We start from the raw sequence: 26,104 nt of genomic DNA on the forward strand, positions 1-26,104 counted from the left end.
TTAATCAAGGACTTGATTCCTTCCCTTTTGAAATATTAAAAGACTGAAAACATGGCTGGATTTAAAAAACTTATTTTTATACAAATTATCACTTGGTTATTGTGTGTTGCAGCAGGAAGCTACTTCATATCTATAAGCTTTGATACTGCAGTAAGTGATGCACAAAAAAATGCGCAAACAACTGTTACTAAGTATATTAATGACCTTTCTTTAGACGATATTTCTGCTCAAAATTTAAAACAATCAATTGCAGATGGTAAAACGTTTTCAAGCTTTACGCTAAGAGATTACCAAGGGGCTGAAATATTTAGCATTAACCCCCCTACTCAATTACCAATGTTTGCTGAATTTGTACTCTCTAACTTTAATTCTGTACGCCCTCAATTTGCTGTAAATGATGCCTCAGATATAAAAGTTGAGTTTGTACTTAACATTGAACATTTAGCGTCGCAACTTCAAACGTCCCTCTTTATCGTTATTTTGATTTCTGCGATTTTAGTTATTATTCCAATAATTTTAATGCAATCAATTTTCTATCAGCTAAATAAAAACATAAGTACAACAGTTGCTGACATTATCGATATTTATATCAATCAAAACCAAGTTGATAATGATTTAGAAACAGCGTTAGATGGCACTCGATTGAAAAAAATGGGGAAAGACTTAGTACCTAGTTTTAATCGATTATCTCATTTTTTAAAAAACAAAAACGAAGACATACAAAGCGCTGCTATGACTATTAAGCATGAAGCGTACAAAGATGTAATTACCTCGCTTGGTAATCGTAATATGTTTGTTGAGTACTACGAAAAAAATATTGAAAACACTGAGCAAAGTACATTTGGCTCTTTAGCTATGGTACGTTGTAGCGAACTACAAGCTATAAACCAAACCCGTGGTTATCAAAAAGGTGATGAGTACGTTAAAGGCGTTGCCGATATTATTAAGCACATAAGCGGCACTTACACTGGTAGCCAAGTATTTAGATTAAACAGCTCTGACTTTGCTGTAGTACTGCCCCACACCCCTTTAAAAGAAGCAGAGCGCTTTGGTGAAAATCTACAATCGCGTTTTACTCAGTATCAACAAAACCAAGAGCTAAGCTCTGTTGCTAACACGGGCATTGTCGGTTACGAAAAAGGTAAGCCTTTAGGTGAGCTACTTTCTGTTGTTGATAACGCGATGAGTATGGCGCAATCAAAACAAGTAAATGCATGGCACGTGCAACGCGAGACCGATTTAGTTAATAACGTAAGTGCAGGTTTTGGTAATCAAAACTGGCGTAAGGTTATTAACGAGGTTATTGAATCTAAGCGTGTACATTTAGTTATGCAGAATATTATGCCGCTTGGTAAAAGTATTAAAGCCTATGCTGAAATACAAGTGCGATTTAAAACAGAAGACAATCAAGTACTCCCTACCGCTTCTTTTTTAGCAATGGCCGAAAAGCTTGATATGGCAATAGAAATTGATCGCCTGATCATCGACTCTTCTCTTGAAAAGGTTAAAAGCCGTAACTTATCCGAAAAGTTTTTTGGTTTAAATGTAACAGCCTCTAGTGCACACAACGATCAGTTTGTAATTTGGCTAGAACGCCGATTATTAAAAGATACGCATATTGCATCTAAACTAGTATTTGAAGTAAGCGAGTTTGGTTTACAGCAAAACATAAAGGCTAGTAAGCGCTTTATCGACATGGTGCACAGAGTTGGCGCACGCGTTACTGTTGAACGTTTTGGTGTTGGCTTGACTTCATTTAAGTTTTTCCGCGATTTAAAACCTGACTTTATTAAAATGGACGCAAGTTATACTCGCGGCCTAGAAGACGATAAAAACAATCAGTACTTTATGCGCTTAATGGTCGATTTAGCCCACCGTATTGGTGTTAGCGTATTTGCTGAGGGCGTTGAGAGCCAAGAAGAGAAACACATAATAGAAACTTTGTGTTTAGATGGCGTTCAAGGTTATTACATAGAAAAACCTAAAGATATTTAATTAGTTTTTAATTAATAAAAAAAAGAGCATTCGTTGCTCTTTTTTTGTTTCTGCTATTTGAGTAATTCCTTACATCAAAATCACATTAATTTTACAGCCTTGTGATCAATATGTTTGTCCTTGCGTTTATTTAACTGATAACGACTCGCAAATGTTGTTTATCGGGGCAGAAAAAAGGATAATACGCAGGACTTTAATAGCGTGAGGCACACATGACAGAATATGTCTTGTTATTGATTGGAACCGTTCTGGTTAATAACTTTGTATTAGTACAATTTTTAGGCTTATGTCCGTTTATGGGCGTATCAGGTAAGCTTGATACAGCGATTGGTATGTCTTTGGCAACCACGTTTGTGCTTACCCTTGCCTCTGTAACTAGCTATTTAGTTAACCAATATATTTTAATCCCTCTGGATATCGAATTTTTACGTACCATGAGCTTTATTTTGGTAATTGCCGTTGTAGTGCAATTTACCGAAATGGTTGTACGTAAAACAAGCCCTACTCTATATCGTTTACTAGGCATATTTTTACCGCTGATCACCACTAACTGTGCGGTATTAGGTGTAGCTCTATTAAATATCAAAGAAGATCATTCATTTTTACAATCTGCAGTGTATGGTTTTGGTGCTGCGGTTGGTTTTTCTTTAGTGCTTGTATTGTTTGCAGCACTACGAGAACGCTTAGCAGCAGCTGACGTTCCTACGCCTTTTAAAGGCGCCTCCATTGCAATGATCACCGCAGGCTTAATGTCGATGGCGTTTATGGGTTTTACTGGATTAGTGAAGTTTTAATATGACCTTGTTTTATGCCTTGATAGCGATTGGCTCGCTAGCACTCGTTTTTGGACTTATTTTAGGATTTGCAGCAATTCGCTTTCGTGTTGAAGGCAACCCTATTGTTGAGCAAATTGATACCATTTTGCCGCAAACTCAATGCGGGCAATGTGGCTACCCGGGCTGTCGCCCTTACGCCGAAGCTATAGCCAATGGCGATGAAATAAATAAATGCCCTCCGGGCGGCGAATCAACTATGAAAAAGCTTGCCGGCTTAATGGGGGTTGATGAAAAACCACTTGCAGGCGGCGAGCAAGCAGAACCTATAAAAACAGTGGCTTATATTCGCGAAGATGAATGTATTGGCTGTACCAAATGTATTCAGGCCTGCCCTGTTGACGCTATTTTAGGCGCGACTCGTCAAATGCATACCGTGTTAATTGATGAATGTACTGGCTGTGATTTATGTGTTGAGCCTTGCCCTGTAGATTGCATTGATATGCTACCTGTAGCCGAAACTAAACAAAACTGGAAATGGCAGCTAGATGCTATTCCTGTTACACAAATAGATTAGAGGTTTGAGTGGACAAGTTACTTGAACAAATAAAAAAAGGCACCGTGTGGGCATTTCCTGGCGGCATACACCCACCACAGCAAAAATCACTCTCTAATAGTGCGAGTATCACTCGCCTACCTTTGCCCGACAAACTCATTGTTGCGCTTAAGCAACACATAGGCGCAAACGGTAAGTTACTTGTAGAAAAAGGCCAACACGTCTTAAAAGGCCAACCACTTACAGCGCCTGCTGCTAACTGGTCGGTACCTGTGCATGCGCCAAGCTCTGGTGTGGTTACTGATATTGCACCTATGCCATCAGCACATCCATCGGCCCTACCTGAACTAAGTGTTATTATTGAACCAGACGGTAAAGACGAATGGGTAGCTCTAAATAAAAATAAAAATCCTGCTGAGCTTAGTCATGACGAGCTAATAAATATTATTCACCAAGCCGGCATTAGTGGTATGGGTGGTGCTGGTTTTCCTACTTATGTGAAAGCAGATACTAAGCAGCCTATCGAATTTTTGATTGTAAATGCTGTTGAGTGCGAACCTTATATTACTGCCGATGACGTTTTAATGCGCGAACACGCTAAAGAAGTTATCCAAGGCATTGAAATTATGCAGCAGCTTTTAAACCCAACACTGTGCATTGTGGGTATAGAAGATAATAAGCCAGAAGCTATTGCAGCAATGAAGCAAGCAGCTGAGCATAACTCAAAAATAATTATTCAAACGGTGCCCACTATTTACCCCTCTGGCGGTGAAAAGCAGTTAATTAAATTACTTACTAACCGTGAAGTTCCTAGCATTGGTATTCCTGCCGATATTGGTATTTTAGTGCACAACACGGGTACTTTGTTTGCCGTACAACAAGCCGTTTATGAAGGCAAACCGCTAATTGAGCGTATAGTTACAGTAACAGGTAACACTATTCATAAGCCTGGAAATGTATGGGCACTACTTGGCACTGAAATAAAGCACTTACTTGATTGCCAAGGGTTCTCGCCTGTACCTCAGCAAAGTGTTGTGATGGGCGGCCCGATGATGGGATTTACGCTACCCACAGTACGTATTGGCATAGTTAAAACAACTAACTGTATTTTAGCGCCCGATCATAAAGAGCTAGCAGAACCCGGCCCTGAAAAAGCCTGCATTCGTTGTAGTGCTTGTGCCGATGCCTGCCCTGCTTCTTTATTGCCACAGCAATTACAGTGGTTTGCTAAATCAAAAGAGTACGACAAACTACAAGAACACAATTTATTTGACTGTATTGAATGTGGTGCTTGTGCATATGTGTGCCCAAGTGAAATCCCTCTTGTACAATACTATCGTGTGGCCAAAGTTGAAATTAAAGAACAGCAAGCTGACAAAATAAAAGCCGACAGAGCAAAAGAACGTTTTGATGCACGAAAAGAGCGTTTAGATCGCGAGCAAGAAGAACGTCAAAACCGCCATAAACGTAAACCTGCCGCTAAATCAGCTGACGAAAAGCAAAAAGTAGCTGATGCATTAGCTCGTGTTAAAAATAAAGCCGATAACGGCGATGAAAAATCAGCTGTTGCTGCCACTATCGCACGCGCAAAAGCTAAAAAGCTAGGCGATCAATCTGCTGAATTAGAGCCAGACAATAGCGAAGTAGCAAAAGATCGCGCACTACGTAAAGAACAAGCGCGCAAATATAAAGAGCAAAAATCGCAAAAAGATGAATCGGCCGAGACTGCACCCGTTGATGATAAAAAATCAGCAGTCGCTGCAGCCATTGCTCGATCTAAAGCCAAAAAAGCAGCACAAGCAAGTGACGAATCACAAAGCGATGCCCCTGTTGATGATAAAAAAGCAGCGGTAGCTGCGGCCATTGCTCGTGCTAAAGCCAAAAAGGCGGCACAAGCAAGTGAAGTGGCTGAGCAGACAGTAAGTGAAGAGTCACAAAGCGTGGCACCTGTTGATGACAAAAAGGCAGCCGTAGCTGCTGCCATTGCTCGTGCTAAAGCTAAAAAAGCGGCTAAAGCATTAGAAGACGCTGAGCAATCCGTGAGTGAAGATCCACAAAGCGTGGCACCTGTTGATGACAAAAAGGCAGCCGTAGCCGCTGCCATTGCTCGCGCTAAAGCTAAAAAAGCGGCTAAAGCATTAGAAGACGCTGAGCAATCCGTGAGTGAAGATCCACAAAGCGTTGAGCCTGTTGATGACAAAAAGGCAGCCGTGGCGGCGGCCATTGCTCGTGCAAAAGCTAAAAAAGCAGCTAAAGCATTAGAAGACTCTGAGCAAGTCGTGAGTGAAGCGCCACAAAGCGATGAGCCTGTTGATGACAAAAAGGCAGCAGTAGCGGCGGCCATTGCTCGTGCTAAAGCTAAAAAAGCGGCTAAAGCATTAGAAGATACCGAACAAACTCAGCCGCAAGAGCTACAAGTTGATAGCGCAGCACCGAAGAGTGCAGAAAATAACACCGATGACTCATCAGTTCTTATTAACGCAGATAAACCTAAATCAGCCGACGATAATAAAAAAGCCGCCGTGGCTGCTGCAATTGCGAGAGCAAAAGCTAAAAAGTTACAAAAAGAAGGAAATAATCAGTCATGAAATTAACCATGGCCAGTTCGCCGCATAATCACAGCCATAAATCGTTAACACGATTAATGCTTAGCGTTATTGCTGCGTGTGTTCCTGGGCTAATTGCTCAAGTTTTCTTTTTTGGTACCGGGGTGCTTATTCAGCTAGTACTAGCCCTTGTTGCTGTAAGTGTATTTGAAGCTGCAATAATGCTAATGCGCAAACGCCCTGTTTGGCCTGCATTAAGTGATGGCAGCGCATGGCTTACTGCTGTGTTACTGGCACTGAGTATCCCTCCACTTGCACCTTGGTGGATAATTATTATTGGCTGTTTATTTTCTATTGTTATCGTTAAGCAACTTTATGGTGGCCTTGGTTTTAACTTATTCAATCCAGCAATGGCGGCTTATGTACTGCTTTTAGTTTCGTTTCCAGTACAAATGACCGCATGGTTGCCTGTTACCGATTTAATAAATACACCAATAGGCTTTGCTGATCAGCTAAGCCTAATATTTACAGGTTTTACGGCCTCTGGGTTTAGCCTAGATCAAGTGCGTGCAGGGGTTGATGGCCTAACAATGGCAACACCGCTGGATACCATTAAAACAGACATAGCACACGGTTTAACCGTTACCGAAAGTATGCAAAAGCCACTATTTAACGAATGGGCTGGCCTTGGTTGGGTGTGGGTTAACTTAGGATTTTTAGCGGGTGGTTTATATTTATTAAAAGCAAAAATAATTAACTGGCATATTCCTGTAAGTTTTATTGCAAGTTTAGCACTATGTAGTGCGATTGGTTATATTGCATCACCTGGTACAGAGCCGGGTACCCTATTTCACTTATTAAGTGGAGCCACAATGATGGGGGCCTTTTTTATAGCAACCGATCCGGTATCTGCAGCAACAACTAACAAAGGGCGCTTAATTTATGGCGCGCTAATTGGCTTACTAATTTATTTAATTCGTACCTTTGGTGGTTTTCCTGATGCCATCGCATTTAGCGTATTATTGATTAATATTGCAGTGCCGCTAATAGACTACTACACACAGCCACGTACTTATGGCCATGGAGCAGTAAAATGATCATTTCGTCAATGGCTAAAAATGGTGCTATTTTAACTGCGTTTGCGTTAGCAACGACGGGCTTAGTTGCCTCTATCAATGCACTTACTGCCGATAAAATTGCAGAGCAAGAACAACTACAACTTACTGCGCAGCTACAAGAAGTGCTCGACCCAAAATCATACGACAATCAACTATCACAAGATTGCGTAATTATTACTGACGAAAAACTAGGTCCACACGCAAATCAAGTAATTTACCGTGCTCGTAAAAACAATAAACCAGTCGCTGTTGTTATTAGGCATGTTACGCCAAACGGCTACAGTGGCGATATAAATCTATTAACCGCCGTTTTAAGTGATGGCACCATAGCGGGTGTACGCACTACTAAACACGAAGAAACTCCTGGTTTAGGCGACAAAGTAGAAGTTAAAAAATCACTTTGGATCACAACATTTAAAAGCTTAACCGTTGAAGGTGAAGATGACGCTCGTTGGGCTGTAAAAAAAGATGGCGGCCAGTTTGATCAATTTACAGGTGCAACCATAACGCCCCGTGCTGTAGTGGGCTCCGTTAAAAATGCCGTATTGTTCGCACAAACTAATTTTGATGATATTTTTGCAGCACCTAATGCCGAATGTATGGAGGTAGCTAAATGAGTGAGTTAAAAACATTATACAAAGAAGGTGTGTGGGTAAATAACCCTGCCCTTGTACAGCTTTTAGGTTTGTGTCCACTGCTTGCCGTTACCTCAACTGTAACAAATGCCTTAGGTTTAGGCTTAGCAACTTTACTCGTACTAATAGGCTCAAATGTTACCGTATCAATTGTGCGTAACTGGGTGCCAAAAGATATTCGTATACCTGTATTTGTCATGATCATCGCGGGCTTTGTAACTATAGTTCAATTACTTATGAACGCTTATACCTTTGGTTTATATCAATCATTGGGAATTTTTATCCCGTTGATTGTAACTAACTGCGCCATTATTGGCCGCGCCGAGGCATACGCCTCTAAAAATCCTGTTCATTTATCAGCATTTGATGGCTTAATGATGGGTTTAGGCTTTATGATTGTGCTTGTTGTTTTAGGCGCTATGCGTGAGTTAATTGGCCAAGGTACGCTGTTTGACGGCGCCGACTTATTACTTGGCCCATGGGCACAGAGCTTGCGCATAGAAGTATTTAACTTTGATAACCAATTTTTACTCGCAATTTTACCTCCGGGTGCCTTTTTAGGGCTTGGGCTGCTTATTGCTGCAAAAAACGTAATTGACGCACAAATAAAATCAAAGCAAATTGCACCGCCAGAGGCTGAAAAAGGCCCTCGAGCACGTGTTACTAGCTTAACTTAAGGGGAAAACGTATTAGAGCAACAATTAGCACTAATACGTTTTAAGTTGCATGAATAAAGAAAAACGTCACCAAATATTATCCCGCCTGCGCGACGATAACCCGCACCCAGTTACAGAGCTTGAATATTCAAGCCCGTTTGAGTTACTAGTAGCAGTAACACTCTCAGCGCAAGCAACCGATGTAGGCGTTAATAAAGCCACTCGAAAGTTGTTCCCTGTTGCTAATACACCGCAAGCCATTTTAGATATAGGTCACGATACACTGCGTGATTATATAAAAACCATCGGCTTATTTAACTCTAAAGCTGCCAACGTTTATAAAATGTGCCAAATTTTGGTGAATGAACATAACAGCATCGTGCCAGAAAATCGTGAAGCATTAGAAGCCCTACCAGGCGTTGGCCGTAAAACCGCTAATGTTGTCCTCAACACAGCTTTTGGCTGGCCTGTAATAGCCGTGGATACACATATATTTCGTGTTTCTAACCGCACTAAGCTTGCTATGGGAAAAGATGTTGTTGCTGTAGAGCAAAAGCTTGAAAAAGTAGTCCCTGCTGAATTTAAAGTAGACGTGCATCATTGGCTAATACTGCACGGGCGTTACACCTGCGTAGCGCGTAAACCTAAGTGTGGCAGCTGTATTATTGAAGACTTGTGTGAGTTTAAGGAAAAAACTGATTAGTTCCAAAAGCGCGGCATAAAGCCGCGCCTACAAACATAACACCAGCCCCGTAGTCGCGAGTTTACCTCGCGCAAAAAAGCACAAGCCCCAATAACGCGGCATAAAACCGCGCCTACAAATACAACGCCAACCCTGTAGTCGCGAGTTTACCTCGCGCAATAAAGCACAAGCCCCAAAATCCCAAAAGCGCGGCATAAAGCCGCGCCAATCAATCCATCTAGATAAAACATTTTTATACGTAAGGCCGTGTTAGTAAAATTGTACAATTAATAGAACATTTTCAAAGTATTAATTTCACAAGTCTCAGTCCTTTAGTTATGCTAGTGAGCATTATAAAATTTTATTGCGAAACCCTCTATGCTACCTCTACTTCGTATCTTGATAATTGAACAAGACCCAGCCACTTTACAAGGGCTTTCAACGAATCTGTCAAAGACCATTCCTAATTTTGAGCGAGATGATATCCATATCGATATTATTGAATGCCTCGAGCTTAAACACGCGCTGGAATGTGTAGAGGAAGATGGTGATATTCAAGCCGTAGTTCTAAGCTGGGATATGCACAACAAAGTGGGTGAGCGGATGTATAGCCGCTTTATTGAAGAGTTAAAGGCAATTCGTCTCGAGTTACCGGTTTATGTTATTGGCGACGACACTAAAGGGCTAGAGATCGTAAACGAATCAGAAGAAATCGAATCATTCTTTTTTAAAGATGAAGTAATTTCTGACCCAGAAGCTATTTTAGGTTATATGATCAACGATTTTGACGACCGCTCAGAAACGCCATTTTGGACGGCTTATCGCCGTTACGTCGGTGAAGCAAATGACTCTTGGCATACACCGGGTCATAGTGGGGGTTCTAGCTTTAGAAACTCACCTTACATCAAAGATTTTTATCAGTTTTACGGCCGCAATGTATTTGTTGGCGACCTGTCGGTTTCGGTAGACTCACTAGGTTCATTGTCAGACAGCACTAATACCATTGGTCGCGCTCAAGAGTCAGCAGCGGCGACGTTTGAAGTTAAGCACACCTACTTTGTTACAAATGGTTCATCTACCTCAAATAAAATCATTTTGCAGACACTCCTGCGCAAGGGGGATAAAGTAATTGTCGACCGTAATTGCCATAAGTCAGTACATTATGGCATCTTGCAATCAGCCAGTTACCCCATTTATTTGGCGAGTATTTTAAATCCAAAATATGGCATTTTCGCGCCGCCGTCGTTGGCCGACATCAAGTTAGCAATTGAAAACAATACTGATGCTAAATTACTAGTGCTTACAGGTTGTACTTACGATGGCCTACTTAGCGACCTGAAACAAGTCGTGGATTATGCTCATCAATATGGTATTAAAGTGTTTATAGATGAAGCCTGGTTTGCATACTCTTTGTTTCATCCTAGCTTTCGTCATTATTCTGCGATACATGCAGGGGCTGACTACATTACGCATTCGGCACATAAAGTAGTATCGGCGTTTTCTCAAGCATCTTATATTCATATTAACGACCCAGATTTTGATGCTGACTTCTTTCGAGAGATTTATAGCATCTACGCTAGTACATCGCCCAAATATCAGCTTATTGCATCGCTTGACGTGTGCCAAAAGCAATTAGAGATGGAAGGCTATAAGCTGCTCAATGCGCTGCTAAATCATGTTGAGGAGTTTAAACAACAGATGGCCTCGCTTAAGCAAATTAAAGTATTAGCTAAGCAAGACTTTATGGAAATATTCCCGCATTTTAGTGGTGATAATATGGGTCACGATCCATTAAAAATCCTTATTGATATTAGTGAGCTACCTTACTCATTAAAAGATATTCATAAATATCTACTGGATGAAATTGGGCTAGAGATAGAAAAATATACACACAGCACCATCTTGGTTTTACTCACGCTTGGCGGCACGCGTTCGAAGATAATTCGTTTGTACAATGCATTGAAAAAGCTAGACAGCGGTAAAGTAAAACTATCGAAATCGACGCGCAGAGCTCGCTTACCTGAAAACTTACCAGCCATAGACTTGGCGTGTATTCCAAGCGATGCTTTTTATGGCGACCGCGAATCTGTGCCTATCAGTAAAAGCAACAACCGCATTTGTGCAGGTTTAGTTACTCCATATCCACCGGGGATTCCGCTTTTGGTCCCGGGCCAGCATATTACTGAAGATCATATCGAATATTTGCAAGAGCTGGCAAGCCAAGGACTGACGATTCAAGGCAGTTTTGATGGTGAAATTTATGTTCTTAAGGGTAAGGTTAATAAGTAAAGTATTCACTTAATACTATCCCAATAATGATTACTGGCGGCTGTGTCGCAAGATATTGCCGCTGTATTGCAGCTTCATTAAATCGACTAATCAAGTAATCCCCTATTAAACATTCACTTTTATTTTAATGTCCCTAATTGCCTTATGGGTGGTCAACTAAATTTGGGCTTGGATAAATGCATAGAGGTCGTTGCGCAAGAGCTTGATATCACAAGCGTTTAATAAATATGCATCATTGGCTAATACTACACAGACGCTATATCTGATTGACACGTAAACCAAAGTCTGGAAATTGTATTATCGAAGATTTAGTAAGCTTAAAGATAGAACTGATTAAGCGTTAATTGGAAACTCGATAATACGCTACTTCACATAAGTGTGTTTTAAATAAAAATAGAGATGGAGTGAAAAATTGTTTGGAGTCAGTGGTTTTTATATGCTCAAAGAAGACTTACTCTTAAAATAAAAATGCCTAATAAATTATTTCAGACGTTTTTATTCAATTATTTTCCCCTACACTCAGACAGGGTAATAAAAATTAAGCCGGTAGTTTTTCTAGCCATACCTTTAACCAAGGCTCTGCTACTGGCCATGGTTCAAAATCTTCACATGCATCTATTTCTAGGCGGTTGCCCACAGGCTTTGCTTGTAAATCGCGTAGTAACTCGTCAAAGCTACGCCCTGCGCCACAAAATGTATCGCCGTAGCACCTGTCACCCATTGCAATTACACCAAACGGTTTATCTGTAAGCATTGGGAAAGTGCTATTCATTGCAAAGTACAACCCTGCCAAATTACTCGGTACATCACCTTGGCCTGTTGTGGAGGTAACAATTAAAATATGCGATGCATTTTTTATATCATCAAGTGATGCTTCAGTAATTACTGTTGCAGTATGACCCGCTTGCTCAATTGTGGTTGCAACTTCATCGCTTAAACGCTCTGCACCGCCATTAACGCTGCCTACAAAAATACTAATATGTGCCATTAATAATCCTTTTCTTGCTCTGGCCAACCTAGCTGCTTACATATTTCAAGCATGTCTTCACCTAGTGGCGCTTTAATTGTTATTGATTCATTACTATAAGGGTGCACAAAACTAAGCTCTGTTGCAAATAACATTAGGCGTCTTAGCTCAAAGTGATCTCTAAAAAATTGATTATGCTGGTTATCACCGTGATTTACATCACCAATGATAGGCAGTGATAAGTGCTTTAAGTGTCTGCGAATTTGATGCTTGCGCCCGGTTTTTGGAAAGCACTCAACTAACGAGTAACGCACTGTTGGGTACTTACCAATAGGAATAGGCAGTGCAACTTGGTGCAAGCAATTAAACTGGGTTTGCGCTTCTTGCGGTGCTTTATCTTGATCTGCAAACTTATCGGCTATTTTATCAAGTTCTTCTTTAAGCGGTTTATCTAAAAATACTGACTCTGGTGCAAAACCGCGCACTAAGGCCAAATAGCGCTTAGCAATGGTGCCTTCAATAAATAATTGGTTCATATCGCGAGCTGCTTCCGAGCTCAATGCAAACAGCAATACGCCCGACGTAGGTCTATCGAGCCTATGTACTGGAAATACATGTTGCCCTAGCTGGTCACGCAACATTTGCATAGCAAACTGGGTTTCGTGTTTATCTAAAAACGAGCGATGCACTAATAAACCTGAAGGCTTATTTATAGCCACATAACTTTCATCTTGATACAAAATAGTCAGCTCGCCATATTCAATAGGCGCTGGACGCTCACTCATTGGTTCTCCTAAAAAGGTATCAAGAGCTGTTAGTAATTCAATTATTTCATCACTCCCTGCTTTATTCACAAGTGTCATTTGCGCCATAGGAGCAATAGCAAAGTTACGTGGCAGTGGTTGCTTGTGCGTTATTAATTGTTGTATTTTATCAATAAATACAAATTGTAACCACTGCTCAAATGCCATTGTATCGTGACAAAAAGGAGTATTTGAAAGCAGTGCATCAGCGTCTATTGGCTCACTTTGCCAAAGCTGATGCTTTTGTAAAAGTGCCGTTAACTGCACTAAATAAGTTTGGGTTTGCTGGTACATAACCACCCTCTTTTATATATGTAATGCAATTATACCCTGTTCCCTCATAGGCGGCTATGGCGTATAATTGATGTAATTTTGCAGTAAAAACAGTTGAGAAAACAATGAGTGATCAAATAGCTACATTAGGTCAGCTTTTAGATGGTGCGGGTACTCAGTGGCGTGCTTTTGATATTGGCAGGCATATTACTAAGCTTGATAAAAAACAATTTTTAGCTATTGAACAAGCTCAAGTGCCTTACCCTTATCCTCTTGCTGGTCATGCTTGGCTAGCTATTCAATTTTGGGATACTAAAGCAAGTAAAGAACCTTATGTATGGTTTTTAAAGTTTCCACTAGACGAGCAAAGTATACTTGTAAGTGCTAGTCGCGATCATTTTGCTGATATGATTATTCAAGCCCTAGGCACTGAAATTACAGGTGAGCAAGCTGATGGAAAGCTTGATAATAACCCTTATGTTTTTACGCCAAACGCAAATAAATTAGCGGCATTTAATGCCCAAGTAAAAGTACTATTAAAACAGCCTGCGTCGCAGTATTACGAGCATGCACAATTATACTTTAGCGGTAAAATTGGTTTTGATAATTGGCAAAGTGTTGCACTGCAGGGTATTGCCGATTTTGCACTACGCTTAGACAGCGATACAAACTTAAGTAATCTTCAAAAAGCATGGCCGCATTTACCCATTGAAGTACTGCAACCACTCAGTGCCATGCTTGAACACGTTGAAATACCAACATCAATGAGTGAGTTACTTGTTAATTACACGCAGACCGCAATTAGTAACAACGACACAGTGGCTATAACCGCAGCACTAAGATCTGCATCAAAAGGTCAAGCTCAAGGGCTATGCGCTCAATTAGTTGATAATGTATTAAGCTCACCTGTGGGACAAGACTCTGATGTATTATTAACAATAGCTGGACGGTGTTTTAAGCAATTAGAGAACCCTGAACGCTTACATGTATTTATGGATAATTGCGCACATCATCAAAAAATTGAAGAATTGTTTCCAAGTATTTTTGCTGACTTAGTTGCAATACCGACTATTCGCCCGCATTTATTAGGCTTATTACGTAAAGAAAATCGTAGCGAAACCCTCGCGCGTGCAATTGGAAGGTTATTCTCTTAAATGGCAAGCTTATGGACGTTCATACTTATTGGTAGTGTAATTTACTTATTTTGGCTTAACCGAAAGGTTGCTGAAGCGGCGAACGTTCATGCTAAACGTCAAAGTGAACAATTGCAGGTGCAGTTGATGAGTGTTGCATGCACAAAACGCCGCTTTGGTTTTTTAAAGAGCGGCAAGCCAGGCATTAAAAGTGAATTTATATTTGAGTTTTCAAGCGACGGTGAAAATGCTTATCAAGGTGTGTTAATTATGGAAAATGAGTTTTTGAAAAGTGTGGTTGTTCCACCGCATAAAATATAAAACTTAATATACTTTAAGAATGTGTCTTAAATTAATAAATTTAATTTAAGACAAAAAACTAAGGCGTAACTAAAGTTACGCCCCAATTGGACTGCATCCTGCTAGATATCCATTATCTTAAATCCGTATTATCATCCCCTGAACGAGTAAACAACCTTGTTTACCCTCACATTGCATCCTGCAATATCCATGGCCACCTTGGCAAACCCACGAAATCTATCGTTTGGCTACATCTGTAGCATCATCCCTGGTAATCCTTTAAAGTAGCTCCTGCCACTTTTTGCATCCTGCAATATCCATAGCCATCTTGCCTAACCCACGAAATCTATCGTTTAGCTACGTCCCGTAGCATCATCCCTGGTAATCCTTTAAAGTAGCTCCTGCCACTTTTTGCATCCTGCAATGTCCACTTGCCATCTTGGCAGTCCTGCGTAAACTAACGCTCCTGCTACTTCCTGTAGCGTCATCCGTGATTATCCTAAAGTAACTCCTAGTTACTAAGTGCTTCATGCACTTCCTTATTCTTCCTTGTATCCGTTTTAGCTTGTCCTTTATGCTTCCTGCTAGCGTCTGCTATGTTGCCTATTCCGTATCCTTGGCATTAACTCAATCATTGGGTTATGTCGTCTTGACAAAGAGAAGTTTAAAGCAATCAGGGGGGAGAAATAGGACTTAACATTAAATAAATAAACGTCACAAAAATGAAAAAACAAAATAAACACTGCAGAACAATAACTTAGAACAAAAAAGGCTACTTATTAGTAGCCTTTAAGTGACAATGCTTACGATGATGTGAGATATATCTTACGGTCTTATGTCCGTTTGGGCGCATTGGCTTACATTATAATTTTAAATAGTTGGCTCAATTATTGATTTAAACAGTAACTCGCCCTCTACTTGATTAAAAGTAAGGTGTTTAAATGCTTCAAACTTTTCAGTTTTAAAAAATTCAATGTGCTCCTTACGTGTTACAAATACAGCCATCCCTGTTGACTCAGCGTTACATTTAACCAAGTCATCAAGCCCGCGTAGTAAGTAACGACCAAAGCCTTGTCCATGAAAATGCGGATCTACGGCAATAAAAGCTAAAAAATAGTAATTGCCTTTTTGTTTAAGGGCGTCTCTAATTGTTTGTTCTTTATCTATTAATTGATTTGTTTGTAAGTAGCCCGCACTCAGCATTAATTTTAAACGCCAGTGCCAATAACGCTGCGCTTGTAATTGGCTATTAGATTCAAATACACACGCTACTGCTTTTAATTTATCGTTGCGGTATAAACCAATTAATGGCTGTTTTTCTTGCCAAAAACTACTGAGCTCTTCGCGAATTAATGATCGTAATTTTTTTTCGTAAACTGATTTATTTTCGTCATTGTAGCTAAGCATGTTTAGTAATACAGGATCGTCATGATAAGCCTGATAAATTAGGCTCGCTGCAGTACTAATATCTTCTGCAGCTAAATACTGTACGCTGAACGTATCAGCTGGTGTGGTTACACTCATTGTATTTCCTTTATTATTTTAGCTATAGGCTGTTTAACTTTAAACCTAACTATATACCTAAAATTATTAACCGTAAATTCAGCGAGAGTTTAACTAGCAGGAGGTACAGTTAGGTACTAGTATGAATTTTCATTCATTTAAAGGAGCAATATCATGGATACGACAAAACACGACATTAACACACTTTTTGCACAGCTTGGATTACCAAATAGTGATGAACAAATAGATGCATTTATTGCCTCACATGAATTAGAAGACACAACATTACTCCAAGAAGCTTCTTTTTGGGATGAGGCACAACAGCACTTTTTAGCTGAATCCCTTGCACAAGACGGAGATTGGAGTGAAGTAATTGACGAGTTAGATGTACGCATTCGTCAAAGTAAGTAATTTTATTTAATGTACCCTCCCTTATTTATTGCTAACATAGCATCTGCGCAGCATTTATATGCTGCGTATTTATTTTATTAAAGAGTTATATATCTAATGAATTCAGTTGTATTTGATGCAATCAAAGCCCTTCTCGATGAAGGCAAAACCCCTACTGTAGCACTAACTAAAAGCCGTTTGGCGCAACCGGTTCCAATGCCGATGATTATTGCAGCAGTAAGCCAATATAAAAACAATCCTGATTCAATTAATAACTTCATGAGAAACCCACAGCAGTCAGATAATACTGAGCTTAAAACAAGTCAATTAGATAGAATTGAGCAAAAACTCGATAAACTTCTTGCGCTGCTAGAACAAAAATAATTTGAGACTATAAATGTTCGTTGTTGATTTAACTTTTGATTGCTACCAAGACACCACCCTAGAACAAGCCGAACAAGCAATAAATCGCTTAGTAAATGCACTGCGTTTTAATGGTCAAATAATGGGGGAAGAATTTCCAACCGTTTTAAAAGATGGATTTTTTATTACACGCGTAATGTGCCCTACTGAAGATGCAATGCACCCGCTAAATAACAGCCCGTTTGTTAAGCACAGTATCGAAAAGTTACATAGTGCTGGGCTACTTGCGCCAAAAGTAAAAGTGATTGGACAAGATATTCACTCCAACGGCGCTGATTGCTGCAAAGAACCATCAAGTTATATTTTATATACAACCTATGTGCATACGTGCAGCCCGCTTTATTGTGGTGATGACTTTTTGCCTGTGCCGCTATTTCGTATTCCGGCAATTGCTAATGGTGACTATAAAACGCTTATAAAATGGCAAGAAGATTGGCAAGCCTGCGATCAAATCCAAATTAATGGCGCAACCCGTTGTGAGTTTCCGGCGCTTGAAGAAATATCGAGTATTCAAAGCGACCTATATAGACGCGGAAAAGACATAACAAAGCGAATTAGTTTTTTAACTAAAAAGCCAACCTATTATTATTTATACCGTGTAGGCGGCGTAGATAAAGCGTCTGAACTTGAACGAAAATGCCCTAGTTGTAATGGCGACTGGAAATTACCTGAATCGTGGTTTGGGTTATTCGACTTTAGGTGTGAGCCATGTGGCTTAGTGTCTAATATATCGTGGGATTTTCAGTAATTACACTAAATTAATGAGCAACAATAGCTTGGTGCTAGCTGCACCGAGCTGATTGTTGAATAGACTCTAAACCTCTAATGCCTTTAAAAAAACATTAATGTTAGGCGCTAGTACATGGTGTGTTTTTTTGCCGACAAACTCTAAACATACTTCACCAGTGTGCACCAATACACTTACTAGTAAATCATCTTGATCTGTTAAACCAATAAATACTGTTTCTGGCTGCTTGAGCTTGCGTTTCATTAAAACGTGGCCCGTTATATTTTGCTGTAGCAAATTAAAGTCTTCTTCGTTCCATGCTTGTAGTAATTCAACCTGATGCCCATCAATACTTGCTAAAATACTTCCACCGTACATATGTCCGTATAGCTCGCTAAGCTCTTTTGGGAAATCAAGCTCAAGTGCACTGGCTAAATCATTAAGCGAACCTGCAGGTTGCTGACGCGCGCCCTGCCATTGAATGTTTCCTTGCTCGTCAACCTCACCAACTTCACATGGGCTTGGCCATTGCTCGTCATGCGCAATAAGTGGGTACTTTGTAGTGTTTTTCAGGATATTTTCGCTAAATGTTTGATGAAGTTGTTCTATAAGCAATGCAACAGACATACTGTGAAACTCATTTAAATTAGATATAATGTCCCTATTGTAACTATTTAAGAGCAAACATGACAGATTACAGCAATTCTCCAGACCTTAAAGGTAGCGTATTAGGCCAATCTACTGAGTATGTAGATGTGTACACGCCAAGCTTGCTTTTCCCTATTGCGCGCAAACTAAATCGTGATGCTTTAAATATTGACGAAGCAGAGCTGCCATTTAAAGGCCAAGATATTTGGACTGGTTACGAACTATCGTGGTTAAACGCTAAAGGCAAACCGCAAGTTGCCGTGGCATTATTTACCTTTGAATGCCAAAGCAGCCATATTATTGAGTCAAAGTCGTTTAAACTTTATTTAAATAGCTTTAACCAAACCCGATTTGAAAGCATTGATGTAGTAAAACAGCATTTAATTGATGATTTATCAAACGCGGTTAACAGCCCTGTCAAAGTAACTTTATACAACCCTGATGATTACAATTGCTTAGCGTGTACAGCGCTGCCAGGTGAATGTATTGATGATTTAGATATTGAGATTAATAATTACGATATTGATGCCAATTCACTTAAAGCAAAAAGCGATGAAGTAGTGACTGAAACGCTCTATAGCCATTTACTTAAATCGAACTGTTTAATTACCTCCCAGCCTGACTGGGCAAGTGTAATTATACGATACACAGGCGAGCAAATATGTCGCGAGTCATTACTGCGTTACTTAATTTCGTTCAGAACGCATAACGAATTCCACGAGCAGTGTGTTGAGCGTATTTATAGCGATTTAACAACACAACTTAATATCAAAGAGTTAGAGGTTTACGCGCGTTATACACGTCGTGGTGGGCTTGATATAAACCCGTATCGCTCTACGCATTATAACGATACGCCATTTGCAGTTAAAATTAATCGTCAGTAGGTTATTTTAAACTGGAATATTAGGGGCTGTTGACCTTTCAAGGTTAAATTTGAAGCAGCCTGTTTGGTATTTAGGCAAGGCAGAGCCTAAGTAGTGTGGTTGTTCCCCATAAATAGGCGATAACGTAGCATTAATGCCAAACAGGAGTTGCCCAAAGGGTTCTGCCTAGGGGCTATTCACTCTTTGTTGCCTGCATGGATGTAGGTAAGGGGCGTGAGCAGGACGCGGAAGCTTTGCTCGGTTTTTACTTAGCCCACTAGGTTACAAACCTCGCGCCGCGATTAAATAGCTCCTAGATTGAACAAATTTCAATCCGCAAAGTTCAACAGACCCTCGTATTAAAAAAGGAGCCTAGGCTCCTTTTTATATTTTTTAATTAACTTCGCGCTTAGTGGGTATGGGCATACCACACACATCAACGTAGTTGTGTGCTTTAACAAACCATGGTTCAACACGGTTTTTACGAGCACTGATTAAGTTTTTAAACACCGATGAGTTTGTTTTCATCACTTTAAATATACTTTTATCACTTTGTACATCGCCAAGGACTTGTATATTAGTAATTGGGTTAAATGCTTTTTCTTCAGTTGGTGTGCGCGCTAAACGGTTAAAATGCTCTATACCTTCTAGCACTCGACCAAACACCGTAATATTTTTATCAAGGTAGCGCGGGCCTTGCCCTATTGTTACAAAAAACTCCGTGCTCGCACTATTTATATCGTTGTCGCGCGCCATTGCAAACACGCCACTACAATGCACTTGCCATGTTTGCGTATGTGCTGAGTTTTGAGCTACTGCAAAGCCGTTTAAAAAACCGGTAACTGGTGCATACCCGTCGCCATTTAGCTCAGTAATTATAAGTGGTTTGTTTGTTGTTAAATAAAACTCAGCAGGGACTGTTTTATCCGCAGTTTTAATTAACTTTTTACCCGAGCTGTCGCCACCTTGCGCAACAAAACCCTCAACAAAACGATAAACGCTGGTATTTTTATAAAACCCTTCTCGCGCTAACTTTTTAATATTTTGAACGTGCTTTGGGGCAAGCTGTTCATTAAGTTCAATATACGCATCGCCCGTTGGCAGCGTTACCTTTAAAATATTTTGAGCATCCACTACTCGCCAGTCATTATCCGTTGCACTAGCAATTACCTCACTCGCGCTCAATAAAGGTAGCTCTTGTTTAGCAACCCCATCACCTAGTTGTTGAGCACAACCGCTCAATAAAACACTAAGCAGAGCTGGCAATATAATTTTTTTCATCGCTTATATCCTTATAATTATTATAGCTTTGGTTATTCCCAATCAAACTTATATAGCACATCAACATTTTGATATAGGCCGCTCGTTATTTCTATGTATAACTGCGAAAGTAACTGATAACGCACAGCCACTTCACTGAGCGAATCAAATACACCCACGCTATATTTAACTTGCAAACTGGGTGCTACGTATCCTGATATTTCTACCTTGGTACTATCACCACTACCTGATGAGCTTAAACTTACATCTGACAACCCAAAGGTTTCACCTACCTTAGAAACAACCCCTTCGCTGCGGCTAACCCCTTGAGAAAGTAATAACTGTGTGAGCATAGCATCGCTTGACGAACTTTCTCCATCGCCTAAAGGTTGGCCATTAAGTAAATATGCAAGTGCTTGAGCTTGATCCATCGCAGGCTCAGAAAATATTTTAAGCGTTGGTTGTTCAACATTACCCGTAAGCGTAACCCCTGCAATCACACCATTTGCAGTCGTATCGGGGTTACGTATTGCTTTAATATTTAAAAATGGTTGTTCAATTGAACCGCTAAAACCTACTTGCCCGGTGCTGATTATTAAATCTTGCCCAAAAGCTAAGTAAGTACCTTCAATTAAGTTAAGCTCACCTGTGGCTATAATTGGCGCACCTTGACTCATTTTTATCGCTAAATCACCCGCAACTTTTGATTCCAAGCCAAACGATTCTACTTTTACATCGTTTTTAACAATCACTTTTAAATCTATGTCGTAATCAAACGGAACTGTTTCGGTGGCCTCGGTTTTTTGATCAACAATAATTTCATCATCGCTAACTTGCACTGCGCCCTCTGGGAGCTCTTCAATCATTATACGACCGTAAGGCACAACTACCTCACCAGCAAGCTTGAGTGCATTATTAGCCAAGCCTATTTTTAAATCCGGCGATACTTTAAAAGTAACCCCTTGCTGCGCACGTACATAAAACTGCTCGCCAACTACCGCCACATTTACAGCAGGTTGCGCACCTTGCCAATCAACGTCACCGGTGAGATTTATTTTACCGCCCTGATTGTCGTTTAAGTTGCCTTTTATTGTGGCTGTTGTTTTATCAAACAATACGTTTATATTTGATTTTTGCAGCGCTATAGGTAATTGCTCGCCCTCTAAACTAATATCGCTCACATTAAGCTCGCCATTTAATAATGGATCTTTTAACGTACCTGCTAACGCGACTTTTCCGCTAATATCACCTTTTAACTGCTCGAGGGTTTCAAGAAATGGTTGTAAGTCTGAAAGGAGTATTTTATCAATATTAATAGTGCCGTTAAGCGCTTGCGTATTTTGTATGTCGTCAATATCAATTTGTGTGATTATTTTACCAAGCACACTTGATTCTAAATTAGCTTCAAGCTTGCCAACTTGAGAGTCTGAAAATGCACTAACAGTTAGAGTTTCGATTGGTAATTTAAAACGATCTTCTTCCGAGGTAAGCACCGCTTCTAAGTCGCTAGAATCGATATTTGCGCGTAATGTTTTAAGCGCACCGCTTTGCCAATTAAGTGCTACATCGCCAGCTATATTACCGCGAGTACGAATGCTATTAGGTAAAAAGTGCTTAAGCTCCTCAAGTGCTAAGTTGCTTAGTTTAGCATTTAGCTGACCGAGGTTTTTTGATTGCGCTAAGGTGTCTATGCACAATTTACTTTGCTCAGATGCCCAACAATGTGCACTTACATCAAAGTCGCCACTTTGCGTATTAACCATAATGGCAATTTTTTTAGTATTACTAAAACTAAGCTTTTTATCGCTGAGCATTACATTACTAAGCTCGCCATTCCAAGTGGTATTATTAATTTTGCCATTAACTTCAAGCTCTACACTGCCTTGCTCGGCATCTACAGATGCCGTAAGTTGGTGATCTGTTTTGTCGCCGCTAATATCAATTTTAACGCTATTAATTTGCTGTTCGGCTACAAGCGCCGAACCAACACTTACCGAAACATCAGTTTGCCAATCGGCTGCGGTATCTAACTGCCCTTTTACTGATAATTTATTAATGTTTATTTCATCAAAAATAAAGCGATCGAGTATTAGCGCTAAATCAACAGAGGGCGTTAACCTTTCCCCTCTCACTTTTAAATTTGCGTTGCCATCGGCAGTATATGGAATATTAGCTTTTTCATCACTTTTTAGCGTTACTTTGCCATCAACCTGCCAAGTGTCATCAACTTGCCCGCTTAGTGCTAATTTATTGGTGCCGCTACTTAAATAAAAACTATCAATATTAGCTTTTAACGTGTTGTCGAGCTTAAAGTTCGAGGCAAATTCTAGTGGCACGTCGTTAAGTAATCCGTTTAACTTTGTATTATTCATTTGCAGCTGCCACTTGTCGTCAGCTGCATTAAACGAGCCTTTAAACTGTCCCGAAATATCACTGGTAGCGGCATCAGTTAAGTACTGCGCTTTTAAGTTAGCAAGCGTGCCATTAAAGTTAGCCTGTATGCCTTTTTGCCAATCAACATTGGCTTTTATAGTTGCACTGCTTTCGTTTGCTTTAATGCTTAGCGCTTGTAAAGTTGCTTTGGTGAGACTGCCTTTTAATTGGGTATTTAAGTCAACAGCTGGGTACGCGCCTAATTGGCTATTCCCCTGTAGGCTAAGCTGGTAATCGTCGGCATTACCTTGTGCATTGAGGCTTACATTTCGCACTTTAAGCTCATTACTTTGTGCATCAATAAGCCACTGTTTAATTTTGCCATTTAACTCAAACGGATAGTTTTTTTGCTTTAAATCTGCCGTTGCCGTTAAACTAAGTGGATATTGCCCCTGCGTTTCTAAATTTAAGTTTAGATTTGACAAGTCACCATTCAACTGCAAATTGGCTTGGTGCTCGTCGCTTTGTAAAACAACATCCCCTTTCACGGGCAAATTCCCTGCAAGCTCAGCGTTAAGATGCGTATTAAGCTGCCACTGTTCATACTTTGCTGAGAATGACTCTAAATTAATAACCGCATCTTCCACACTTAATTGCAGCGAGATGTTTTCAATAACATGTTGGGCTTCGTTTTGCTCAATCGTAATGTTAGCTATTTCAAAGTCTTCAACAACTAAATCAAGTGGTGAAGTAAATTCTATATTAGGTAATGCGGGTAGGTGCGTTAAAGGCGCTTGAGTATTTTGCGCCGTTTGTGTTTTCGCATCTTGTTCTTGCTCTTTTAAAGCAACAAGTATGGTGGGAATATTCAGGCTTTTAACCGTCAGCTTTGAACCCTCTGCTTTTGCTGAGAGTTTAAAGTGATTAACGCTTACGTTTGCACTTGGGTGCTCTAGAGTAAATTTATTGATCGCAATGTTTTTTACAGCAATATTAAAAGGTAAGCTGATTTTTTCAAGCGGCTCTATCGGGGCTTCTTCTTGTGACTCTGCAGTTTTTGGTAATGTTAAATTTATAGATTTAGCACTTAAGTTATCTATACAAATTCCATCGCACTGCCACCAAAACAAATCAATTTTCAATTGTTGAGCATTAAAATCCAGCCCATTGTTAGTAAAGTGCACATTAAAGGCATCATTATAAATAAAACGGCCATCTTTAATTTCAATATGTAGGCCATCTACGGCTTTGTTTGCACTATAGGCAATAAATTGATTACCGGGTGCGGTAAATAACAAACAAAATAGTGCAACAACTAACGTGACAAAAATAGCACTTACGGCGGCTGTTATCTTTTTTAATACTGACATTAAATTTCTGGCCCTATGGTAATACTTAAACGTGTGCTTTTACTTTCTTTTGTTAATCCCCAAGCGTGATCTATACGCACAGGGCCAACGGGTGTTAAATAACGAAAACCAAAACCAGCGCCTACTTCAAAGTCATCAGAAAAATCATTCGTCGCAGTACCACCGTCAACAAATAAAGCCGCGCGCCAGTTTTGAGCAAACTGATAGTTGTACTCTATTGTACTGGTTAATAAGTATTTACCACCGATGAGGTCGCCATCATCATTTTCTGGCGATATTGATTGGTACGCAAAACCACGAACACTTTGATCGCCACCTGCGTAAAAACGCAGTGAGTAAGGTACGTTTTCAATATCATCAACTAGCATTGCACCTACATTTGCTTTTAAAAACACTAAATGCTTATCTAAATAAGTACGTAACCATGCATGTTGCATTTGCACCCTAATCAAATTAGTACTCGAAAGTACATCATCTAAACCAAACTCAGCAGATATAAGCCACTGCTCTCCCCAATAAGGAGTCGTGCCGCCTTTTGATTTTTTGCGCGCGTAGCTAATGCCGGGCATTAACATTTCGGTGCTTTCTTCAGGCTCATCACCAATGCGATAAGTTTCTTGGTCGCGGCGTAAAAATGCAGTACGCACCCACTTATTTTCGGTCAACCATTGTCGCTGAACTTGCCCCGTGAGTATTTCACTGTAAGTGTCGTTTGTTAGTTCATCTTCTAACTTGTAGCCAACAGAGAAACGCCATAAATCATCACTAGGATCATCAACTGGAATTGTATAGGCCATGGAAATATCTTGCTGTTTTTGTGCCACATTTAGATTAGTTTCGAGGTAATGGCCGTCTTCTGTGATCCACGGTTTACTCCATTTAAAACGCACTTTGGGTCCTAAGTCAGTGCTATAGCCGCCACCAACTTCATAGCTATTAGCGGGCTTAGGGAGTACATCTACTTTAATAGGAACTTGGCTATTTTTACGTGCTGCAATGTCAGCATAAACACGCACGCTTGCGAAATAAGGGGTGCTTGATAGATCTAAATTATAATCAGCAATATGTGTTGATTTATAAGGTTGGCCCTGCGAGAAAGGCGCTATAGAGCGTATGTATTTTTCAGCGGGTGTATTAGTGGCAATTTGTATATTGCCAAACTGATACCTGACTCCGGTATCAATAACAAAAGTAATAACAGCACCATTTTTTTTAACCGACACTTCTAATTTACGTGCTGGCCACTTAGCATCAAAATAACCAAGTTCTAATAGCATTGATTCTATTTTTTTATGGGTTGAGTCGTATTTACCATGATTTAGAACATCGCCCTGTTTTAAGCTGATGTTGTTAATTAATGCCTGTAATTGGGTATCGCTTTGGCCATCCCCATTTAAAGTAATGTTAATTGCTTCTATACGAGTTGCAGGCCCCCGCTCAACTTTAACAATTAACTCACTGTCGTCTTTATCAAACTCAACTTCAACGGTCGGGCTATAATAACCAAGTGCTTTAATGCTATTTTGTACTTGCTTTTGGGCATAACGACGAAGTGTACGGGTTGGTTTTTCACCAATTAATTGCTTGAGATAAAGGGCTACGTTATTTTCTAAATCACCACTTAACCCTTTAATTTCGTAATCTTCTATGACTCTTTCTGCCGCATAGCTATTTGTCGCAATTAAAGCGCTCACAACACATATGCAACGTAAAAACTTAATAAACAAGTAAATATCCTTACTTTTAATATCTTACATAAAACTGGCTGATTACGCGCATATTAGCATAGCCATAATGAGCAACACATTAACTTAATGACAA

22 protein-coding genes and 1 pseudogene are annotated in these 26,104 nt (G+C 40.0%); 15 read left to right on the forward strand and 8 right to left on the reverse strand.

The window, feature by feature from the left end:
* The first annotated feature begins 51 nt into the window (after window positions 1–51).
* The 9 genes from QL998_RS02880 to QL998_RS02920 all read left to right on the forward strand — a co-directional run bounded on the left by QL998_RS02880 (window position 52) and on the right by QL998_RS02920 (window position 11,250).
* Window positions 52–1,995, forward strand: a complete 1,944-nt coding sequence (locus tag QL998_RS02880) for a GGDEF domain-containing protein (RefSeq protein ID WP_290192120.1) — start codon at window positions 52–54, stop codon at window positions 1,993–1,995.
* 212 nt (window positions 1,996–2,207) lie between these two features.
* Window positions 2,208–2,789 carry an electron transport complex subunit RsxA gene (gene rsxA / locus QL998_RS02885; protein WP_008134172.1) on the forward strand — a complete coding sequence of 194 codons (582 nt, stop codon included), beginning with the start codon at window positions 2,208–2,210 and terminating at the stop codon, window positions 2,787–2,789.
* A gap of 1 nt (window position 2,790) precedes the next feature.
* Entirely contained in the window at window positions 2,791–3,345 is a 555-nt protein-coding gene (gene rsxB / locus QL998_RS02890) for an electron transport complex subunit RsxB (RefSeq protein WP_002960333.1), read from the forward strand.
* A gap of 8 nt (window positions 3,346–3,353) precedes the next feature.
* Complete coding sequence (gene rsxC, locus QL998_RS02895; RefSeq protein ID WP_290192121.1) at window positions 3,354–5,912, forward strand: electron transport complex subunit RsxC; 2,559 nt, start codon at window positions 3,354–3,356, stop codon at window positions 5,910–5,912.
* A complete protein-coding gene (rsxD, locus tag QL998_RS02900) occupies window positions 5,909–6,967 on the forward strand; it encodes an electron transport complex subunit RsxD (protein WP_290192122.1) in 1,059 nt (352 codons plus the stop codon). The genes rsxC and rsxD overlap by 4 nt, the downstream gene beginning before the upstream one ends.
* Window positions 6,964–7,605 carry an electron transport complex subunit RsxG gene (gene rsxG, locus QL998_RS02905; RefSeq protein ID WP_170072889.1) on the forward strand — a complete coding sequence of 214 codons (642 nt, stop codon included), beginning with the start codon at window positions 6,964–6,966 and terminating at the stop codon, window positions 7,603–7,605. The genes rsxD and rsxG overlap by 4 nt, the downstream gene beginning before the upstream one ends.
* Entirely contained in the window at window positions 7,602–8,300 is a 699-nt protein-coding gene (locus QL998_RS02910) for an electron transport complex subunit E (protein WP_007585346.1), read from the forward strand. The genes rsxG and QL998_RS02910 overlap by 4 nt, the downstream gene beginning before the upstream one ends.
* A 49-nt stretch (window positions 8,301–8,349) precedes the next feature.
* On the forward strand, window positions 8,350–8,982 hold the full coding sequence (gene nth, locus QL998_RS02915) for an endonuclease III (protein WP_182194139.1): 633 nt from the start codon (window positions 8,350–8,352) through the stop codon (window positions 8,980–8,982).
* A gap of 357 nt (window positions 8,983–9,339) precedes the next feature.
* Window positions 9,340–11,250, forward strand: a complete 1,911-nt coding sequence (locus tag QL998_RS02920; protein WP_290192123.1) for an aminotransferase class V-fold PLP-dependent enzyme — start codon at window positions 9,340–9,342, stop codon at window positions 11,248–11,250.
* 538 nt (window positions 11,251–11,788) lie between these two features.
* On the opposite strand, the gene QL998_RS02925 is transcribed toward QL998_RS02920, so the two are convergent.
* The 3 genes and pseudogenes from QL998_RS02925 to QL998_RS02935 all read right to left on the reverse strand — a co-directional run.
* Window positions 11,789–12,238, reverse strand: a complete 450-nt coding sequence (locus QL998_RS02925) for a flavodoxin (RefSeq protein WP_121954066.1) — start codon at window positions 12,236–12,238, stop codon at window positions 11,789–11,791.
* On the reverse strand, window positions 12,238–13,002 hold the full coding sequence (gene truC, locus QL998_RS02930) for a tRNA pseudouridine(65) synthase TruC (protein WP_290192145.1): 765 nt from the start codon (window positions 13,000–13,002) through the stop codon (window positions 12,238–12,240). The genes QL998_RS02925 and truC overlap by 1 nt, the downstream gene beginning before the upstream one ends.
* A 27-nt stretch (window positions 13,003–13,029) precedes the next feature.
* Window positions 13,030–13,314: pseudogene (locus tag QL998_RS02935) on the reverse strand (YqcC family protein); the annotation flags it as partial.
* A gap of 104 nt (window positions 13,315–13,418) precedes the next feature.
* Here QL998_RS02935 and QL998_RS02940 point away from each other — a divergent pair.
* Entirely contained in the window at window positions 13,419–14,447 is a 1,029-nt protein-coding gene (locus tag QL998_RS02940; RefSeq protein ID WP_290192124.1) for a DUF3549 family protein, read from the forward strand.
* Window positions 14,448–14,747, forward strand: a complete 300-nt coding sequence (locus QL998_RS02945) for a DUF3301 domain-containing protein (RefSeq protein ID WP_007378202.1) — start codon at window positions 14,448–14,450, stop codon at window positions 14,745–14,747.
* 849 nt (window positions 14,748–15,596) lie between these two features.
* Here QL998_RS02945 and QL998_RS02950 read toward each other — a convergent pair.
* Window positions 15,597–16,250 (reverse strand): GNAT family N-acetyltransferase, encoded by a 654-nt coding sequence (locus tag QL998_RS02950; protein ID WP_024597670.1) that lies wholly within the window; start codon window positions 16,248–16,250, stop codon window positions 15,597–15,599.
* A gap of 153 nt (window positions 16,251–16,403) precedes the next feature.
* Between QL998_RS02950 and QL998_RS02955 the strand changes: the two genes are divergently transcribed.
* From QL998_RS02955 to QL998_RS02965, 3 genes are all read left to right on the forward strand, one after another.
* The gene (locus tag QL998_RS02955; RefSeq protein ID WP_002958240.1) at window positions 16,404–16,640 is read left to right on the forward strand and encodes a DUF2789 domain-containing protein; all 237 of its coding nucleotides are present in this window, start codon (window positions 16,404–16,406) and stop codon (window positions 16,638–16,640) included.
* Window positions 16,641–16,736: 96 nt separating this feature from the next.
* Window positions 16,737–17,003 (forward strand): hypothetical protein, encoded by a 267-nt coding sequence (locus tag QL998_RS02960; RefSeq protein WP_007378199.1) that lies wholly within the window; start codon window positions 16,737–16,739, stop codon window positions 17,001–17,003.
* Window positions 17,004–17,016: 13 nt separating this feature from the next.
* Window positions 17,017–17,790, forward strand: a complete 774-nt coding sequence (locus tag QL998_RS02965; RefSeq protein WP_002958242.1) for a Zn-ribbon-containing protein — start codon at window positions 17,017–17,019, stop codon at window positions 17,788–17,790.
* 66 nt (window positions 17,791–17,856) lie between these two features.
* On the opposite strand, the gene syd is transcribed toward QL998_RS02965, so the two are convergent.
* Window positions 17,857–18,396: a SecY-interacting protein gene (gene syd, locus QL998_RS02970; RefSeq protein WP_290192125.1), complete on the reverse strand. Its 540-nt coding sequence runs from the start codon at window positions 18,394–18,396 to the stop codon at window positions 17,857–17,859.
* A gap of 59 nt (window positions 18,397–18,455) precedes the next feature.
* Between syd and queF the strand changes: the two genes are divergently transcribed.
* Complete coding sequence (queF, locus tag QL998_RS02975) at window positions 18,456–19,301, forward strand: NADPH-dependent 7-cyano-7-deazaguanine reductase QueF (protein WP_290192126.1); 846 nt, start codon at window positions 18,456–18,458, stop codon at window positions 19,299–19,301.
* Window positions 19,302–19,673: 372 nt separating this feature from the next.
* On the opposite strand, the gene QL998_RS02980 is transcribed toward queF, so the two are convergent.
* The 3 genes from QL998_RS02980 to QL998_RS02990 are packed head-to-tail and all read right to left on the reverse strand — an operon-like array spanning window position 19,674 to window position 26,010.
* On the reverse strand, window positions 19,674–20,561 hold the full coding sequence (locus QL998_RS02980) for a peptidylprolyl isomerase (RefSeq protein WP_290192127.1): 888 nt from the start codon (window positions 20,559–20,561) through the stop codon (window positions 19,674–19,676).
* A 32-nt stretch (window positions 20,562–20,593) separates the two neighbouring features.
* Entirely contained in the window at window positions 20,594–24,283 is a 3,690-nt protein-coding gene (locus QL998_RS02985) for a translocation/assembly module TamB domain-containing protein (RefSeq protein WP_290192128.1), read from the reverse strand.
* Window positions 24,283–26,010, reverse strand: a complete 1,728-nt coding sequence (locus QL998_RS02990) for an autotransporter assembly complex family protein (RefSeq protein ID WP_182194108.1) — start codon at window positions 26,008–26,010, stop codon at window positions 24,283–24,285. The genes QL998_RS02985 and QL998_RS02990 overlap by 1 nt, the downstream gene beginning before the upstream one ends.
* Window positions 26,011–26,104: the final 94 nt, after the last annotated feature.

Origin of the sequence: Pseudoalteromonas sp. APC 3691 (genome assembly GCF_030408135.1) — a bacterium.
Lineage (GTDB): Bacteria > Pseudomonadota > Gammaproteobacteria > Enterobacterales > Alteromonadaceae > Pseudoalteromonas.

What these genes read in the sequence shown, in the direction of transcription:
- queF (WP_290192126.1), top strand. Translation starts at nt 18,456, where the DNA reads ATGACAGATTACAGCAATTCTCCAGACCTTAAAGGTAGCGTATTAGGC.
- QL998_RS02925 (WP_121954066.1), bottom strand. Translation starts at nt 12,238, where the DNA reads ATGGCACATATTAGTATTTTTGTAGGCAGCGTTAATGGCGGTGCAGAG.
- QL998_RS02945 (WP_007378202.1), top strand. Translation starts at nt 14,448, where the DNA reads ATGGCAAGCTTATGGACGTTCATACTTATTGGTAGTGTAATTTACTTA.
- rsxG (WP_170072889.1), top strand. Translation starts at nt 6,964, where the DNA reads ATGATCATTTCGTCAATGGCTAAAAATGGTGCTATTTTAACTGCGTTT.
- QL998_RS02940 (WP_290192124.1), top strand. Translation starts at nt 13,419, where the DNA reads ATGAGTGATCAAATAGCTACATTAGGTCAGCTTTTAGATGGTGCGGGT.
- QL998_RS02985 (WP_290192128.1), bottom strand. Translation starts at nt 24,283, where the DNA reads ATGTCAGTATTAAAAAAGATAACAGCCGCCGTAAGTGCTATTTTTGTC.
- rsxA (WP_008134172.1), top strand. Translation starts at nt 2,208, where the DNA reads ATGACAGAATATGTCTTGTTATTGATTGGAACCGTTCTGGTTAATAAC.
- rsxD (WP_290192122.1), top strand. Translation starts at nt 5,909, where the DNA reads ATGAAATTAACCATGGCCAGTTCGCCGCATAATCACAGCCATAAATCG.
- QL998_RS02960 (WP_007378199.1), top strand. Translation starts at nt 16,737, where the DNA reads ATGAATTCAGTTGTATTTGATGCAATCAAAGCCCTTCTCGATGAAGGC.
- QL998_RS02955 (WP_002958240.1), top strand. Translation starts at nt 16,404, where the DNA reads ATGGATACGACAAAACACGACATTAACACACTTTTTGCACAGCTTGGA.
- syd (WP_290192125.1), bottom strand. Translation starts at nt 18,396, where the DNA reads ATGTCTGTTGCATTGCTTATAGAACAACTTCATCAAACATTTAGCGAA.
- rsxB (WP_002960333.1), top strand. Translation starts at nt 2,791, where the DNA reads ATGACCTTGTTTTATGCCTTGATAGCGATTGGCTCGCTAGCACTCGTT.
- QL998_RS02910 (WP_007585346.1), top strand. Translation starts at nt 7,602, where the DNA reads ATGAGTGAGTTAAAAACATTATACAAAGAAGGTGTGTGGGTAAATAAC.
- QL998_RS02880 (WP_290192120.1), top strand. Translation starts at nt 52, where the DNA reads ATGGCTGGATTTAAAAAACTTATTTTTATACAAATTATCACTTGGTTA.
- nth (WP_182194139.1), top strand. Translation starts at nt 8,350, where the DNA reads ATGAATAAAGAAAAACGTCACCAAATATTATCCCGCCTGCGCGACGAT.
- QL998_RS02950 (WP_024597670.1), bottom strand. Translation starts at nt 16,250, where the DNA reads ATGAGTGTAACCACACCAGCTGATACGTTCAGCGTACAGTATTTAGCT.
- QL998_RS02965 (WP_002958242.1), top strand. Translation starts at nt 17,017, where the DNA reads ATGTTCGTTGTTGATTTAACTTTTGATTGCTACCAAGACACCACCCTA.
- QL998_RS02920 (WP_290192123.1), top strand. Translation starts at nt 9,340, where the DNA reads ATGCTACCTCTACTTCGTATCTTGATAATTGAACAAGACCCAGCCACT.
- QL998_RS02980 (WP_290192127.1), bottom strand. Translation starts at nt 20,561, where the DNA reads ATGAAAAAAATTATATTGCCAGCTCTGCTTAGTGTTTTATTGAGCGGT.
- truC (WP_290192145.1), bottom strand. Translation starts at nt 13,002, where the DNA reads ATGAGTGAGCGTCCAGCGCCTATTGAATATGGCGAGCTGACTATTTTG.